Consider the following 17,036-nt stretch of genomic DNA (forward strand, 5'->3'; position numbering starts at 1 on the left):
TGGCGATAACGTCACTGTAGACGTCACGCTGATCGTGCCGATCGCGATGGAAGAGAAGCTCCGCTTCGCTATCCGTGAAGGTGGCCGCACCGTCGGTGCAGGCATCGTCGCTTCGATCATCGAGTAAAGAATTTGACTGGCGGTTATGCCGCCGGTCTGGCATCTTGAATGCCAAATAGGGGTATAGCTCAGTTGGTAGAGCGACGGTCTCCAAAACCGTAGGTCGCGGGTTCGAACCCTGCTGCCCCTGCCATTTAAAACGAGTACTCATGGCTTGACTGTGAGTGCTCGTTTTTTGTATTAAGAGTTAGCGGTTTCGCTGACTATTCTGATTAGCGCTCTGGCCTTTTGGCAGCGAAGTCAGATATCGATAACTTTCCGCCGGTTATTCAGATCGGGCAGGGGAGGTCGCGGCGGCACGATTGAATGGTGCAGCAAGCGATGTTCGTAAGGATCGGATTTCCGATAAGCCTGTATGGTATTCTTTTAACTATTGGGCTTGTTTTTTTTGGGAATCGATTCTATGTAACGTCAACAGACACGCGGTGCGTGGGGCTGAATCTTCAGCTTTACGTGCCGTATACGCATGGGTATCGGGTTCTGATTCGTTTTGAACGGTCCGGTTTCCTCAAGCAAGAACAGAGTGGCAGATGGCATCTAAGACGAATCCGATCACCTTTCTTCAGCAGGTTCGCGCCGAAACGGCGAAGGTGAGCTGGCCGACCCGGCGTGAAACAGTCATTTCCACCATTATGGTGGTTGTAATGGCCTTTTTTGCTGCTGCATTCTTTTTTCTTGCCGATCAGCTTATGGCCTATGGCGTAGAATTTATACTTGGCCTTGGCCGCTAAGCAGGATTGGGGAGTTACGAGATGACAGCGCGCTGGTACATCGTTCACGCCTATTCCAACTTCGAAAAGAAGGTGGCTGAGGATATTCAGGCTAAGGCTGCACAGAAGGGTCTTTCTGGCCTTATTGAGCAGATTGTCGTGCCGACCGAGAAGGTTGTTGAAGTTCGCCGTGGCCGCAAGGTTGATGCTGAGCGCAAGTTCTTCCCGGGTTATGTTCTCGTTCAGGCTACCCTGACCGATGCTGTATTCTCGCTGATCAAGAATACGCCTCGTGTGACTGGCTTCCTTGGTGATTCCAAACCTGTTCCGGTTTCACAGAAGGAAGTAGATCAGATTCTGAATCAGGTTCAGGATGGTGCAGAGCGTCCGAAGACTTCTGTGACCTTCGAAATCGGCGAAAATGTTCGCGTTTCCGATGGTCCGTTTGCCTCGTTCAATGGCATTGTGCAGGAAGTCGACGAAGAGCGCGCGCGCCTCAAGGTTGAAGTTTCCATCTTCGGGCGTGCTACGCCTGTTGATCTTGAATACGGTCAGGTCGATAAGCTCTGATCGTTTAGCTCGCGAGGGCGTTCACCGTAACAGGTGAAAAGGGTGGAAGGGTAGGTGGCTTTAGCCGGTCGCTGATCTCGAACCACCGAACTGCCAGTCAGTTTTACTGACGTCAGTCGAGAGCCGGATTTCCGGCATTAATCGAGAACGCCGGTTTCCGGTATTTTTATGAAGGCAGAATGCAATGGCTAAGAAAATTGCAGGCCAGCTGAAGCTCCAGGTAGCAGCAGGTGCGGCCAACCCATCGCCTCCGATTGGCCCAGCACTGGGTCAGCGCGGCATCAACATCATGGAATTCTGTAAGGCATTTAACGCTGCTACACAGGAACTGGAAAAAGGTTCGCCGATTCCAGTCGTGATCACATACTACCAGGATAAGTCTTTCACTTTTGTGATGAAGACCCCTCCGGTAACCTACTTCCTTAAGAAGGCTGCCAACCTCAAGTCGGGTTCCAAGGCGCCTGGCAAGGAAAAGGCAGGCACGATTGCGCGTGATAAAGTTCGCGAAATCGCTCTTGTTAAGATGAAGGATCTGAACGCATCTGACGTGGAAGCGGCTATGCGTATGATCGAAGGTTCTGCCCGTTCGATGGGCCTGGAAGTGGTGAGCTAAGACCATGGCAAAGATTTCCAAGCGTGTAGCTAAGATCCGCGAAGGCGTTGACGTCAACAAGCTCTATGACCTGTCCGATGCTATCGGCCTGGTTAAGGAACGTGCAGTTGCCAAGTTCGACGAAACCATCGAAATCGCAATGAACCTCGGCGTTGACCCACGTCATGCTGATCAGATGGTTCGTGGCGTTGTTAACCTTCCAAACGGCACCGGCCGTACTGTTCGCGTTGCTGTTTTTGCACGCGGCGACAAGGCTGAAGAAGCCAAGAAGGCTGGCGCTGACATCGTTGGTGCGGAAGAACTGTTCGAAATCGTCAACGGCGGCAAGATCGACTTTGATCGTTGCATTGCAACCCCAGACATGATGCCACTCGTTGGTCGTCTTGGTAAGGTGCTCGGCCCGCGTGGCCTGATGCCAAACCCTAAGGTTGGTACTGTTACTGTCGACGTTGCAGCTGCAGTTACCGCTTCTAAGGGCGGCGCAGTTGAATTCCGCGTTGAAAAGGCTGGTATCATCCACGCCGGTATTGGCAAGGTTTCCTTCGACAACCAGAAGCTCGAAGAAAACATCAAGGCTTTTGCCGATGCAGTTATCAAGGCTAAGCCTTCGGCTGCTAAGGGTGAATACGTCAAGCGCGTATCGATTTCTTCGACCATGGGCGTTGGCGTCAAGGTCGACCCGTCAACCGTTAAGGTTGTCGCTTAAGTTATTTAGGCTCCGGTCCGCCGGAGCTTAGCCTTTCTTCGAGAAAGGCAAATGGTGGCACATCTGCATCGTGAAAGCGGTCAAAAGTGCAAGAATTCCGGATCGCAAGATCCGGATAGCCGGACGAAAGTCCGGTTATCCTGTCCGAGATTGCAGGCGGACATTCATCTTCGGGTGATTGTCCTTAAACATATGGCCTGCATGAGACGTGGAATAACCCTGTTTCGCATGAATGTGCATGCAAGGTTTGAACCGTAGTTGCCTTTGAGTGATGCCTGGTTTCCAGGATAGCTGAAGGGGACAGGATCCTCGAACGTCGGGCTGACTGTGAAGTTCGTCCGGCAAAGGCAACCCGGCAGGACCATGTGGTCCTGTCTACTGGAGAGAGACAGTGGATAGAGCGGAAAAACGCGAATTTGTCTCGTGGCTGAACGGAGCTTTTAAAGATTCCGGTTCGGTCGTCGTGGCCCACTATACCGGTCTCACTGTTGCGCAGATGAGCGATCTTCGCTCAAAGATGCGCGATGCTGGTGGTACCGTTAAAGTCGCGAAAAACCGCCTTGCCAAGATCGCTCTTCAGGGCACGGAATCGGAAGGTATCTCTGATCTGTTTACAGGTCAGACGGTTGTTGCTTATGCAAACGACCCAATTACCGCTCCGAAAGTAGCCGTCGAATTCGCTAAGGCTAACGACAAGCTCGTTATCCTCGGCGGTGCAATGGGCGCAACGACACTTAACGCCGATGGCGTAAAGTCGCTTGCTTCGCTCCCATCGCTCGACGAACTGCGCGCAAAGCTGGTTGGAATGATCCAGACCCCGGCTCAGCGTCTCGCAGTACTTACCAGCGCACCAGCGGGCCAGATCGCTCGCGTTATTGGCGCGCACGCCCGGAAGAACGAGGCGGCGTAAGGCCGTTTTTCGCTGTCAATTGTTCAAACCTTGAAACTAAGGAAATACCAAAATGGCTGATCTCGCAAAGATCGTTGACGACCTGTCGGCACTGACCGTTCTCGAAGCTGCAGAGCTTTCGAAGCTTCTCGAAGAGAAGTGGGGCGTTTCGGCTGCTGCTCCTGTAGCAGTTGCTGCTGCTGGTGGCGCTGCTCCAGCTGCTGCTGCTGAAGAAAAGACTGAATTCGACGTCGTCCTCGCTGACGGTGGCGCAAACAAGATCAACGTGATCAAGGAAGTTCGCGCAATCACCGGTCTCGGCCTCAAGGAAGCTAAGGACCTTGTTGAAGCTGCTCCAAAGGCAGTTAAGGAAGGCGCTTCGAAGGACGAAGCTGAGAAGATCAAGGCACAGCTCGAAGCAGCTGGCGCTAAGGTCGAACTCAAGTAAGTTCGAAAATTCCGACGGACGGTTTCCGTCCGTCGGTTTCACTCTGGACTTGCATCTGGAGTAAATGCATGAAAAGAAACGAAAAGTGCGGAATTCGCTTTGATTTGTGCATCTTATAATCGGAACGGATATTTGAAGAGCGTTCTGATCCTGTTGAACCCTTTTTCTGATGGCCTTGAAGGGGCTTTCAGAAAACGGGTTTTAGCCCGTTAGAAGGACCGCCGAAAGGCGGCGCACGATAAAGGCCGCAAGGCGTGAGCAAGCCGTAAGGCTATAGAACGAGGAGCGACGATGGCTCAGACCCATTCTTTCAATGGTCGCAAGCGCGTACGCAAATTTTTCGGCAAGATTCCCGAGGTCGCGGAAATGCCTAACCTCATCGAGGTTCAAAAGGCATCTTACGACCAGTTCCTCATGGTTGAGGAACCAGCTGGCGGGCGTTCTGACGAGGGTTTGCAGGCGGTTTTCAAGTCTGTTTTCCCAATTCAGGATTTCTCCGGCGCTTCAATGCTCGAATTTGTTCGCTACGAATTCGACGCACCAAAATTCGACGTTGACGAATGCCGTCAGCGCGATTTGACGTATTCGGCACCTCTCAAGGTGACGCTGCGTCTGATCGTGTTCGATATTGATGAAGATACCGGCGCGAAGTCCATCAAGGACATTAAGGAGCAGGACGTTTACATGGGCGATATGCCGCTCATGACGGACAACGGCACCTTTATCGTCAACGGTACAGAACGCGTTATCGTTTCGCAGATGCACCGTTCGCCGGGCGTATTCTTCGATCACGACAAGGGCAAAACCCATTCGTCGGGTAAGCTTTTGTTCGCAGCTCGCGTTATTCCTTATCGCGGTTCGTGGCTTGACATCGAATTCGATGCCAAGGACGTAGTCTATGCACGTATCGACCGTCGCCGTAAGCTTCCAGCTACGACGCTGTTGATGGCGCTTGGCATGGACGGCGAAGAGATTCTGTCGACGTTCTATAAAACTGTCACCTATTCGCGTGACGGTGATAACTGGCGCATTCCTTATTCGGCTGACCGCTTCAAGGGTATGAAGATCATTTCTGATCTCGTCGATGCGGACACCGGAGAAGTCGTTCTCGAAGCTGGCAAGAAGTTGACCGCTCGCTCCGCAAAGCAGCTCGCTGAGAAGGGCCTCAAGGCCATCAAGGCGACTGAAGATGATCTGTTCGGCTCGTACCTTGCAGAAGACATCGTCAATTACGCTACCGGCGAGATTTATCTCGAAGCTGGTGACGAAATCGACGAGAAGGTTCTCAAGACGCTTCTCGACACCGGTGTTGAAGAGATCAACGTTCTCGATATCGACCATGTCAATATCGGTGCGTATATCCGCAACACGCTCGCTGTCGACAAGAACGAAAGCCGTCAGGAAGCTCTGTTCGATATCTATCGCGTTATGCGTCCAGGTGAGCCGCCGACAATGGACTCGGCTGAAGCCATGTTCCATTCGCTGTTCTTCGATTCGGAACGCTATGACCTTTCTGCTGTTGGTCGCGTGAAGATGAACATGCGTCTTGATCTGGATGCAGAAGACACCGTGCGTGTTCTGCGCAAGGAAGATATCCTTGCTGTGGTCAAGATGCTGGTTGAACTGCGCGATGGCCGCGGCGAAGTTGATGACATCGACAACCTCGGTAACCGTCGTGTGCGTTCGGTTGGCGAACTGATGGAAAATCAGTACCGCGTTGGTTTGCTCCGTATGGAGCGTGCGATCAAGGAACGTATGTCCTCGATCGAAATCGACACGGTTATGCCGCAGGATCTGATTAACGCGAAGCCTGCTGCAGCAGCAGTGCGCGAGTTCTTCGGTTCTTCGCAGCTGTCGCAGTTTATGGATCAGACCAACCCGCTTTCGGAAATCACCCACAAGCGCCGTCTTTCGGCTCTTGGACCTGGTGGTCTTACCCGTGAGCGTGCTGGCTTCGAAGTCCGCGACGTGCATCCGACCCACTATGGCCGTATCTGCCCGATTGAAACGCCGGAAGGCCCGAATATCGGTCTGATCAATTCGCTTGCAACTTTTGCCCGCGTCAACAAGTACGGCTTTATTGAAAGCCCGTATCGTAAGGTTGTCGACGGTAAGGTAACGAGCGACGTTGTTTACCTTTCGGCTATGGAAGAAGCGAAGCACTCGGTTGCTCAGGCAAACGTTGAGCTGGACGAGCAGGGCGGTTTTGTTGACGAATTCGTCATCTGCCGTCACGCAGGCGAAGTTATGATGGCGCCGCGTGAAAACGTGGACCTGATGGACGTTTCGCCGAAGCAGCTCGTTTCGGTTGCAGCAGCTCTTATTCCGTTCCTTGAAAACGATGATGCTAACCGTGCTCTCATGGGTTCGAACATGCAGCGTCAGGCCGTTCCACTCGTTCGTGCGGAAGCTCCGTTCGTTGGAACCGGTATGGAAGCAGTTGTTGCACGTGACTCAGGTGCTGCTATTGCCGCTCGCCGCGGTGGTGTGGTTGACCAAGTTGACGCAACGCGTATCGTTATCCGCGCTACTGAGGATCTCGATCCTTCTAAGTCTGGCGTTGATATCTATCGTCTGCAGAAGTTCCAGCGCTCGAACCAGAGCACCTGTATCAACCAGCGTCCGCTTGTACGCGTTGGTGATCCTATCGGTAAGGGCGACATCATTGCTGATGGCCCATCGACTGATCTGGGCGATCTGGCTCTTGGTCGTAACGTGCTTGTCGCGTTCATGCCTTGGAATGGCTATAACTACGAAGATTCGATCCTTCTTTCCGAGAAGATTGTTTCGGACGACGTCTTCACCTCGATCCACATTGAGGAATTTGAAGTAGCTGCACGCGACACGAAGCTTGGACCTGAGGAAATCACACGCGATATTCCGAATGTGTCGGAAGAAGCGCTGAAGAATCTCGACGAAGCAGGTATCGTTTATATCGGTGCTGAAGTGCATCCTGGCGACATCCTTGTCGGTAAGATCACGCCGAAGGGCGAAAGCCCGATGACGCCGGAAGAAAAGCTTCTGCGCGCTATCTTCGGTGAAAAGGCGTCCGATGTTCGTGACACCTCGATGCGTATGCCTCCAGGTACTTACGGTACTGTTGTTGAAGTTCGCGTTTTCAATCGCCACGGCGTTGAAAAAGACGAACGTGCAATGGCGATCGAACGCGAAGAGATCGAACGTCTTGCCAAGGACCGTGACGACGAACAGGCTATTCTCGACCGTAACGTTTACGGCCGTCTCGCCGACATGATCGATGGTAAGGTTGCTGCTGCAGGCCCTAAGGGCTTCAAGAAGGGCACGACCATTACTCGCGATATCATGACCGAGTATCCGCGTTCGCAGTGGTGGCAGTTTGCTGTTGAAGATGAAAAGCAGCAGGGTGAACTCGAAGCTCTGCGCGGCCAGTACGACGAATCCAAGAAGCTGCTTGAAGCACGCTTCATGGACAAGGTCGAAAAGGTTCAGCGCGGCGACGAGATGCCTCCAGGCGTCATGAAGATGGTCAAGGTCTTTGTCGCTGTTAAGCGCAAGATCCAGCCGGGTGATAAGATGGCTGGCCGTCACGGCAATAAGGGTGTGGTTTCCCGCATTCTTCCTGTCGAAGACATGCCATTCCTCGAAGACGGTACGCATGCCGATATCGTTCTTAACCCGCTTGGCGTGCCGAGCCGTATGAATGTGGGCCAGATTCTGGAAACACATCTTGGCTGGGCTTGCGCAGGTATGGGCAAGAAGATCGGTGAGCTGATCGATGTTTATCGCAAGACGGCAGACATTCAGCCGCTGCGTGATACGCTCGAGCATATCTATCCGGACAATGACCGCAATGAGCCTGTTCGCTCTTATGACGATGATTCAGTCATAATGCTGGCGAACCAGGTCAAGCGCGGCGTGTCTATCGCAACGCCGGTCTTCGACGGTGCGGTGGAAGCTGACATCAATGCGATGTTGACGGATGCAGGTCTTGCGACTTCGGGTCAGTCGACGCTGTATGATGGACGTACGGGTGAGCCGTTCGACCGTCAGGTGACAATGGGCTACATCTATATGTTGAAGCTCCACCACTTGGTCGACGACAAGATCCATGCTCGTTCGATTGGACCTTACTCGCTCGTCACTCAGCAGCCGCTTGGTGGTAAGGCGCAGTTCGGTGGTCAGCGCTTCGGTGAAATGGAGGTCTGGGCTCTGGAAGCATACGGTGCGGCTTACACGCTGCAGGAAATGCTTACGGTCAAGTCCGACGACGTTGCCGGCCGTACCAAGGTCTATGAAGCCATCGTTCGTGGTGACGATACGTTCGAAGCTGGTATTCCAGAAAGCTTCAACGTTCTCGTCAAGGAAATGCGTTCGCTCGGTCTCAATGTTGAGCTGGACGACACACGCGACGAGCAGCCGGCACTTCCGGACGCGGCGGAATAAAAAAACATCAAGGCGCGCCATGGTATTGCCGTGGCGCGCCCGTAAGGTGTTTCCAGACAATGCAAGAAGTGATTTGCGTAACGGAAATGCTGAAACGGAATGTGCAGTTTCGAACTGCTTAATACCGCGATTTCTTTTCAAGATGGCAGGGACTTTCAGCCTGTCATCGACGACACACAGGGCGGCGGATCGCCCTCAAGGAGAACGGCATGAACCAAGAGGTCATGAATCTTTTCAATCCTCAGGCTCCGGCACAGACGTTCGATTCCATCAGAATCTCGATTGCCAGCCCTGAGAAGATTCTGTCCTGGTCATACGGCGAGATCAAGAAGCCCGAGACGATCAACTATCGTACGTTCAAGCCTGAACGCGATGGTCTCTTCTGCGCGCGTATCTTTGGCCCGATCAAGGATTATGAATGCTTGTGCGGCAAGTACAAGCGTATGAAATACAAGGGCATTATCTGCGAAAAGTGCGGCGTGGAAGTCACGCTCTCGCGCGTTCGTCGCGAGCGCATGGGTCACATCGAACTCGCAGCGCCTGTTGCTCACATCTGGTTTCTGAAGTCGCTGCCTTCGCGCATCGGCACGCTGCTGGACATGACGCTCAAGGATATCGAGCGCGTCTTGTACTTCGAAAACTACATCGTGACCGAACCAGGTCTGACTTCGCTTAAGGAGCATCAGCTTCTTTCGGAAGAAGAATACATGATCGCTGTCGACGAGTTCGGCGAAGATCAGTTCACAGCCCTTATCGGTGCAGAAGCTATCTTCGAACTCCTGGCTTCGATGGATCTGCCAAACATCGCTGCAGACCTGCGCGTTGAACTTGCAGAAACCACTTCGGAACTGAAGACGAAGAAGCTGATGAAGCGTCTCAAGATTGTTGAGAACTTCATGGAATCCGGCAATCGTCCTGAATGGATGATCATGAAGATCGTTCCGGTCATTCCACCGGATCTGCGCCCTCTGGTTCCACTGGATGGCGGTCGTTTTGCTACGTCCGATCTCAACGACCTTTACCGTCGTGTGATTAACCGTAACAACCGTCTGAAGCGTCTCATTGAACTGCGCGCTCCGGGCATCATTATCCGTAACGAAAAGCGTATGTTGCAGGAAGCTGTTGACGCGCTGTTCGATAACGGCCGTCGTGGCCGTGTCATCACCGGTGCTAACAAGCGTCCGTTGAAGTCGCTCTCCGACATGCTCAAGGGTAAGCAGGGTCGTTTCCGTCAGAACCTTCTCGGTAAGCGCGTCGACTATTCTGGTCGTTCGGTTATCGTGACCGGTCCTGAACTGAAGCTGCACCAGTGCGGCCTGCCGAAAAAGATGGCGCTCGAACTCTTCAAGCCATTCATCTACGCTCGTCTTGACGCCAAGGGTTACTCCTCGACTGTCAAGCAGGCGAAGAAGCTTGTTGAAAAGGAACGTCCAGAAGTTTGGGATATTCTTGACGAAGTGATCCGTGAGCATCCGGTTCTTCTGAACCGTGCGCCTACGCTGCACCGTCTTGGTATTCAGGCATTCGAACCCACGCTGATTGAAGGCAAGGCCATTCAGCTGCATCCGCTCGTTTGTACAGCGTTTAACGCTGACTTCGACGGTGACCAGATGGCTGTTCACGTTCCGCTGTCGCTTGAAGCCCAGCTTGAAGCACGCGTGCTAATGATGTCCACCAACAACATCTTGCACCCAGCGAACGGCGCACCAATCATCGTTCCTTCGCAGGACATGGTTCTCGGCCTCTACTATCTGTCGATCGTGGCAGACAAGGAGCCGGGTGAGGGCATGGTGTTTGCCGATATGGGAGAACTTCAGCATGCACTTGAGAACAAGGTTGTCACGCTGCACACCAAGATCAAAGGCCGTTTCAAGACGGTTGATGCGGAAGGCAAGCCTGTTTCCAAGGTTTATGACACCACGCCTGGTCGCATGATCACTGGTGAGCTTCTGCCGAAGCACGCCAATGTGCCTTTCGATATCTGCAATCAGGAGATGACGAAGAAGAACATCTCCAAGATGATCGACCACGTCTACCGCCATTGCGGTCAGAAAGAGACGGTTATCTTCTGCGATCGCATCATGCAGCTCGGCTTCGCCCATGCATGTCGCGCCGGTATTTCCTTCGGTAAGGATGACATGGTCATTCCAGACTCGAAGGCCAAGATCGTTGCAGAAACCGAAGCTCTGACGACTGAATACGAACAGCAGTACAATGACGGTCTGATTACTCAGGGCGAAAAGTACAACAAGGTCGTTGATGCCTGGGGTAAGGCGACTGACAAGATCACCGAAGAAATGATGGCCCGCATTAAGGCCGTTGAATTCGATCCGGTGACTGGACGTCAGAAGCAGATGAACTCGGTCTACATGATGTCTCATTCGGGTGCCCGTGGTTCGGTCAACCAGATGCGTCAGCTGGGCGGTATGCGTGGTCTTATGGCCAAGCCGTCGGGCGAAATCATCGAAACCCCGATCATTTCGAACTTCAAGGAAGGCCTGACGGTTAACGAATACTTCAACTCGACACACGGTGCCCGTAAGGGTCTTGCCGATACCGCGTTGAAGACCGCTAATTCGGGTTATCTGACACGTCGTCTCGTTGACGTTGCACAGGATGCGATTATTTCGGAAGTCGATTGTGGCGCCGAAATCGGTCTCACCATGCAGCCAATCGTTGATGCTGGTCAGATCGTTGCTCCAATTGGACAGCGCGTTCTGGGCCGTACGGCACTTGATCCGATCATCAATCCGGCAACCGGCGAAGTCATCGTCGAAGCTGGCCGCATGATCGAGGAAAAGGACGTTGAAGTCATCGAGAAGGCCGGCATCCAGTCGATCCGTATTCGTTCGGCTCTGACCTGTGAAACCCGTAACGGCGTTTGCGCCAAGTGCTATGGTCGTGACCTTGCACGCGGTACGCCTGTTAACCAGGGTGAAGCAGTTGGCGTTATCGCTGCTCAGTCGATCGGTGAGCCTGGCACTCAGCTGACCATGCGTACGTTCCACCTTGGTGGTACTGCACAGGTTGTTGACTCGTCTTACCTGGAAGCTTCGTACGAAGGCACTGTCAAGCTGCGTAACCGCAACGTGGTTCGCAACTCCGATGGCAATCTCGTGGTGATGGGCCGTAACATGGCTGTCCTGATCCTCGACTCGACCGGCAAGGAACGTGCGGTTCACCGCGTAACCTACGGTTCACGCCTGTTCGTTGACGAAGGTGATGCAGTCAAGCGCGGCCAGCGTATTGCTGAATGGGATCCGTACACCCGTCCAATCTTGACGGAAGTTGAAGGTTACATCGAGTTCGAAGATCTCGTTGATGGCCTTTCGGTTTCGGAAACAGCGGACGAGTCGACCGGTATCACGAAGCGCGTCATCATTGACTGGCGTTCGACACCACGCGGTGCGGACCTCAAGCCTGCTATGGTCATCAAGGACAAGAGCGGCAAGATCGCGAAGCTGTCGAAGGGTGGCGAAGCTCGCTTCCTGCTTTCGGTAGAAACGATCCTTTCGTTCGAGCCTGGTGCACATGTTAATGCTGGTGATGTTATTGCGCGTCTGCCGATGGAAAGCGCGAAGACCAAGGATATTACCGGTGGTCTGCCACGCGTTGCGGAACTGTTCGAAGCTCGTCGTCCGAAGGACCACGCCGTCATCGCAGAGATCGATGGTACCGTTCGTTTTGGTCGCGATTACAAGAACAAGCGTCGCATCATCATCGAGCCAAACGACGATACGATCGAGCCTGTTGAGTATCTGATCCCTAAGGGCAAGCCGTTCCATCTTCAGGATGGTGACGTTATCGAAAAGGGTGAATATATCCTCGACGGTAACCCGGCACCGCATGACATTCTGGCGATCAAGGGCGTTGAAGCACTCGCTTCGTACCTCGTGAACGAAATCCAGGAAGTCTATCGTTTGCAGGGCGTTCTCATCAACGACAAGCACATCGAAGTGATTGTTCGTCAGATGCTGCAGAAGATCGAGATCACGGAATCCGGTGATACCGGCTACATTCCGGGCGATCACGTCGACCGCATCGAACTGGACGAAATCAATGATCGTCTGATCGAAGAAGGCAAGAAGCCAGGTTCGGGTAATCCGGTTCTGCTTGGTATTACCAAGGCGTCGCTTCAGACTCCTTCGTTCATCTCGGCGGCATCGTTCCAGGAAACCACTCGCGTACTCACCGAAGCTGCAGTTGCAGGCAAGATGGATACGTTGCAGGGTCTCAAGGAAAACGTCATCGTCGGTCGTCTCATCCCAGCTGGTACAGGTGGCATGACCAACCAGATCCGTCGCATTGCAACTGCTCGCGACGAACTGATCATCGACGAGCGCCGCAAGTCGACCGGTTCTTCGGAAGCCAACGTGATGCTGGCAGATATGACCAACAACGCTGCCGAATAATCGGAAAGCAATCAACAAAGAAAAGGCCGCCTTTCGAGGCGGCCTTTTTGTTATGCAAATTTTAAAAAGAAAGGGCGGTTTAAAACCGCCCTTGAACATTATGCAAAGCGGAAGATGCTCCACATTTTTCGGTGTTCGCTTACGTCGAACTTATTCTTCTTCTTCATCGCCTTCGAACTCAATCAGTGCAACTTCGCCGGTGAGGGCGGTGTGCCATGCGCTCTTGTGTGGTTCTTCTTCTGGTTCTTCCGTGATGGTACCCATCTCGACCAGCTCTGCTTCGTGATAACCTTCTTCCGCCAGGATCGCGAGAACCGTCTGAACGAGATCTTCGTCTTCATCGGATTTCAGCAGGATATGGACTTCGATAGATTCCTCTTCACCTTCGTTCCAGACGTCGGCGATCACCAGGTGAACAATCGGCGAATCGTTCTCTGTGGATGTGGTGGTGGATGACATTGAGAATCCCTTAATATTGTGTTGCGTTTCGACTCGGATGTGCTTCAATAGCGACTGTTGATGTCTGGCGCTATGCTGGCATACGAAAATGACAGTTTTGCCGCGAAATATTAGCGATATGAAGCCTAATGCGGCGCAATAACCTGTCCGGCGGACCCCAAAACGCCCCCGAGCGGCCTTTTGGATAAGAAACTTAACGTCCTGCCCTTGACGAAACGCCTGTAAACACGTATCAGCAGCCCATCTGAGCCGATGTGAGGCTGGCATTTTCGGAGCGACGCGCTCTGGAGTTCGCCTCAAACAGGGTTCGTTTTACGATCGAAATGCAACTTGCCGTTCGCATGAAGCTTATGCTTCCTCTGCTTTTGTTCGGGTGGCCGCTGATGGAGTGGCTCGTCCCGAATTTGTGCATGAGCACTCCGGTGAAACGGCCCTTATTGGGCGCCGATACGAGATTTTTTATAGAGGAAGGTTCAATGCCTACCGTAAACCAGTTGATCCGCAAGCCGCGCACTGCGCCGGTAAAGCGTAATAAGGTTCCTGCTCTGCAGGCAAACCCACAGAAGCGCGGCGTTTGCACCCGCGTTTATACAACGACCCCTAAGAAGCCAAACTCGGCTCTCCGTAAGGTCGCCAAGATCCGTCTGACCAATGGCTTTGAAGTCATCGGTTACATCCCTGGTGAAGGTCACAACCTTCAGGAGCACTCCGTGGTCATGATCCGCGGCGGTCGCGTAAAGGATTTGCCGGGTGTGCGTTACCACATCATCCGCGGCGTTCTCGATACCCAGGGTGTTAAGAACCGCAAGCAGCGTCGTTCGAAGTACGGTGCGAAGCGTCCTAAGTAAGAATTTTCCGGGGATACCGGCCGCCGGAATGGCGAGTTGAGCCCGATGTAATTGAAAGTTGAGACGAAATGTCCAGACGCCATAAAGCTGAGAAGCGTGAGATTAATCCGGATCCAAAGTTCGGCGATCTCGTTATCACGAAGTTCATGAATGCAGTTATGCTTCATGGTAAGAAGTCGGTTGCTGAAAGCATCGTTTACGGTGCGCTGTCTGCAATCGAAGCCAAGGCGAAGTCAGAGCCGGTCGCGCTGTTCCATCAGGCGCTCGACAATGTTGCTCCGCACGTTGAAGTCCGTTCGCGCCGCGTTGGTGGTGCAACCTATCAGGTTCCGGTCGATGTGCGTTCAGAACGCCGCCAGGCACTTGCCATTCGCTGGCTGATCAATGCAGCTCGTGGTCGCAATGAAACGACGATGATTGACCGTCTCTCCGGCGAGCTGCTGGATGCGGCAAACAATCGTGGTTCCGCTGTCAAGAAGCGTGAAGACACGCACCGCATGGCAGAAGCCAACCGCGCGTTCTCGCATTACCGCTGGTAATCGTCGAACCCTATTCAAAGAGCAAAAACATGGCCCGCGAATATAAAATCGAAGACTACCGCAATTTCGGTATTATGGCTCACATCGACGCCGGTAAGACGACGATGACCGAGCGTATTCTGTTCTACACCGGTAAGAACCACAAGATCGGTGAAACCCATGATGGCGCGTCCACCATGGATTGGATGGAGCAGGAACAGGAACGCGGTATCACCATCACGTCCGCTGCCACGACCACGTTTTGGCAGGGTCAGGATGGCAAGAAGCGTCGCTTCAACATCATCGACACCCCGGGCCACGTTGACTTCACCATTGAAGTTGAGCGTTCGCTCCGCGTTCTCGATGGCGCAATCGCTCTTCTCGATGCGAATGCTGGCGTTGAGCCGCAGACCGAAACCGTATGGCGTCAGGCTGAGAAGTACCACGTTCCACGTATGGTCTTCGTCAACAAGATGGACAAGATCGGTGCTGACTTCTACCGTTGCGTAGAAATGGTTGGCTCGCGTCTTGGCGCAATCGCTCTCCCAGTTCAGCTGCCAATCGGCGCTGAAAACGAGTTCGAAGGCGTTATCGACCTTATCGAAATGAAGGCTCTGACTTGGGATGGCACGATCGGCGCAGCTGCGACCGTTGGCGAAATTCCTGCAGACCTCAAGGATCAGGCTGAAGAATACCGCGAAAAGCTCATCGAGCTGGCCGTGGAAATCGACGAAGCTGCGATGGAAGCTTACCTCGAAGGCACCATGCCTACGAACGACCAGCTCCGCGCACTGATCCGTAAGGGCACGATCGACGTTAAGTTCCATCCGGTTCTTTGCGGTACTGCGTTCAAGAACCGTGGCATTCAGCCGCTTCTCGACGCTGTTGTTTCTTTCCTTCCAGCTCCAACCGATGTTCCTGCAATTAAGGGCATTGACGTTAAGACGGAAACAGAAACAACCCGTGAATCTTCGGATGAAGCACCTCTCTCGATGCTCGCATTCAAGATCATGAACGATCCGTTCGTTGGTTCGCTGACCTTCGCTCGTATCTACTCGGGCAAGATGACCAAGGGCATTTCGCTCGAAAACACTGTTAAGGGCAAGCGTGAGCGCATCGGCCGTATGCTGCAGATGCACTCGAACAGCCGTGAAGACATCGAAGAAGCTTTTGCAGGCGATATCGTTGCTCTGGCTGGCCTCAAGGAAACCACCACTGGCGATACGCTCTGCGATCCGCTGAAGCCGGTTATCCTTGAACGTATGGAATTCCCAGATCCGGTTATCGAAATCGCGATCGAACCAAAGACCAAGGCTGACCAGGAAAAGATGGGCATCGCGCTCAACCGTCTGGCTGCTGAAGATCCTTCGTTCCGCGTTAAGTCGGATGAAGAATCGGGTCAGACCATCATCGCCGGCATGGGCGAACTTCACCTCGACATTCTCGTCGATCGCATGAAGCGCGAATTCAAGGTTGAAGCTAACGTCGGTGCTCCGCAGGTTGCTTACCGTGAATCGATCACCCGTCAGGCTGAAATCGACTACACGCATAAGAAGCAGTCGGGTGGTTCGGGTCAGTTCGCTCGCGTCAAGATTATCTTCGAACCGCATGACGGCGACGATTTCATCTTCGAATCCAAGATCGTTGGTGGTGCTGTTCCTAAGGAATACATCCCAGGCGTTCAGAAGGGTATCGAAAGCGTCATGGGTGCAGGCCCGCTGGCAGGCTTCCCGATGCTCGGCGTGAAGGCAACCCTGATCGACGGCGCATACCACGACGTTGACTCCTCGGTTCTCGCGTTCGAAATCGCGTCCCGTGCAGCATTCCGTGAAGGCGCACAGAAGGCTGGCGCACAGCTTCTCGAGCCAATCATGAAGGTTGAGGTGGTGACACCTGAAGATTACGTCGGTGACGTTATCGGTGACCTGAATTCGCGTCGTGGTCAGATTTCTGGCACCGAAGCACGCGGTATCGCTACGGTCGTCAACGCAAATGTTCCACTGGCCAACATGTTTGGTTATGTGAACAACCTGCGTTCGATGTCTCAGGGCCGCGCCCAGTACACGATGCAGTTTGACCATTATGAGCCGGTCCCAACTGCAGTCGCACAGGAAATCCAGAAGAAGTTCGCGTAACCTCCGGGTTACGCCAAACATTAAAAAGCCTGAGCAGGCTGTAATTTTAGGAGAGCTCAGATGGCAAAGAGCAAGTTTGAACGTAATAAGCCCCACGTAAACATCGGCACCATTGGTCACGTTGACCATGGCAAGACCTCGCTGACGGCAGCGATCACCAAGTTCTTCGGTGAATTCAAGGCATAC

General features: G+C 53.3%; 14 protein-coding genes and 1 tRNA gene. 14 read left to right on the forward strand and 1 reads right to left on the reverse strand.

Annotation, left to right across the window (positions count from 1 at the left end; genetic code table 11):
* The 10 genes from ABWV94_RS23235 to rpoC form a co-directional block, all read left to right on the forward strand.
* Window positions 1–127: EF-Tu C-terminal domain-related protein (locus ABWV94_RS23235; RefSeq protein WP_445558004.1), on the forward strand; the 127-nt coding region annotated here is incomplete at its 5' end.
* Between the two features lie 50 nt (window positions 128–177).
* A tRNA-Trp gene (locus tag ABWV94_RS23240) sits at window positions 178–253 on the forward strand.
* 397 nt (window positions 254–650) lie between these two features.
* Window positions 651–851: a preprotein translocase subunit SecE gene (gene secE / locus ABWV94_RS23245; RefSeq protein ID WP_007875444.1), complete on the forward strand. Its 201-nt coding sequence runs from the start codon at window positions 651–653 to the stop codon at window positions 849–851.
* 21 nt (window positions 852–872) lie between these two features.
* On the forward strand, window positions 873–1,400 hold the full coding sequence (nusG, locus tag ABWV94_RS23250; RefSeq protein ID WP_007875442.1) for a transcription termination/antitermination protein NusG: 528 nt from the start codon (window positions 873–875) through the stop codon (window positions 1,398–1,400).
* A 184-nt stretch (window positions 1,401–1,584) separates the two neighbouring features.
* Window positions 1,585–2,013 (forward strand): 50S ribosomal protein L11, encoded by a 429-nt coding sequence (gene rplK / locus ABWV94_RS23255; protein WP_007875441.1) that lies wholly within the window; start codon window positions 1,585–1,587, stop codon window positions 2,011–2,013.
* A 4-nt stretch (window positions 2,014–2,017) separates the two neighbouring features.
* Window positions 2,018–2,719, forward strand: a complete 702-nt coding sequence (gene rplA / locus ABWV94_RS23260; RefSeq protein WP_007875439.1) for a 50S ribosomal protein L1 — start codon at window positions 2,018–2,020, stop codon at window positions 2,717–2,719.
* Between the two features lie 391 nt (window positions 2,720–3,110).
* On the forward strand, window positions 3,111–3,629 hold the full coding sequence (gene rplJ / locus ABWV94_RS23265; protein WP_007875437.1) for a 50S ribosomal protein L10: 519 nt from the start codon (window positions 3,111–3,113) through the stop codon (window positions 3,627–3,629).
* A 52-nt stretch (window positions 3,630–3,681) separates the two neighbouring features.
* Window positions 3,682–4,056, forward strand: coding sequence for a 50S ribosomal protein L7/L12 (gene rplL / locus ABWV94_RS23270; protein WP_007875435.1), 375 nt, complete (start codon window positions 3,682–3,684; stop codon window positions 4,054–4,056).
* 291 nt (window positions 4,057–4,347) lie between these two features.
* Window positions 4,348–8,478 carry a DNA-directed RNA polymerase subunit beta gene (gene rpoB, locus ABWV94_RS23275; RefSeq protein WP_007875433.1) on the forward strand — a complete coding sequence of 1,377 codons (4,131 nt, stop codon included), beginning with the start codon at window positions 4,348–4,350 and terminating at the stop codon, window positions 8,476–8,478.
* 209 nt (window positions 8,479–8,687) lie between these two features.
* Window positions 8,688–12,890 carry a DNA-directed RNA polymerase subunit beta' gene (gene rpoC, locus ABWV94_RS23280; protein ID WP_064320723.1) on the forward strand — a complete coding sequence of 1,401 codons (4,203 nt, stop codon included), beginning with the start codon at window positions 8,688–8,690 and terminating at the stop codon, window positions 12,888–12,890.
* 150 nt (window positions 12,891–13,040) lie between these two features.
* On the opposite strand, the gene ABWV94_RS23285 is transcribed toward rpoC, so the two are convergent.
* Entirely contained in the window at window positions 13,041–13,349 is a 309-nt protein-coding gene (locus ABWV94_RS23285; protein ID WP_064320722.1) for a hypothetical protein, read from the reverse strand.
* A 476-nt stretch (window positions 13,350–13,825) separates the two neighbouring features.
* Between ABWV94_RS23285 and rpsL the strand changes: the two genes are divergently transcribed.
* The 4 genes from rpsL to ABWV94_RS23305 all read left to right on the forward strand — a co-directional run.
* Window positions 13,826–14,197, forward strand: coding sequence for a 30S ribosomal protein S12 (gene rpsL / locus ABWV94_RS23290; protein ID WP_006168377.1), 372 nt, complete (start codon window positions 13,826–13,828; stop codon window positions 14,195–14,197).
* 68 nt (window positions 14,198–14,265) lie between these two features.
* Window positions 14,266–14,736: a 30S ribosomal protein S7 gene (gene rpsG, locus ABWV94_RS23295; protein ID WP_007875422.1), complete on the forward strand. Its 471-nt coding sequence runs from the start codon at window positions 14,266–14,268 to the stop codon at window positions 14,734–14,736.
* 29 nt (window positions 14,737–14,765) lie between these two features.
* Window positions 14,766–16,850 (forward strand): elongation factor G, encoded by a 2,085-nt coding sequence (fusA, locus tag ABWV94_RS23300; RefSeq protein WP_007875420.1) that lies wholly within the window; start codon window positions 14,766–14,768, stop codon window positions 16,848–16,850.
* 60 nt (window positions 16,851–16,910) lie between these two features.
* A partial coding sequence (locus tag ABWV94_RS23305; protein ID WP_286173662.1) for a GTP-binding protein occupies window positions 16,911–17,036 on the forward strand: 126 nt, incomplete at its 3' end.

This window comes from Brucella sp. NBRC 12953 (assembly GCF_040369775.1).
Lineage (GTDB): Bacteria > Pseudomonadota > Alphaproteobacteria > Rhizobiales > Rhizobiaceae > Brucella > Brucella pseudogrignonensis.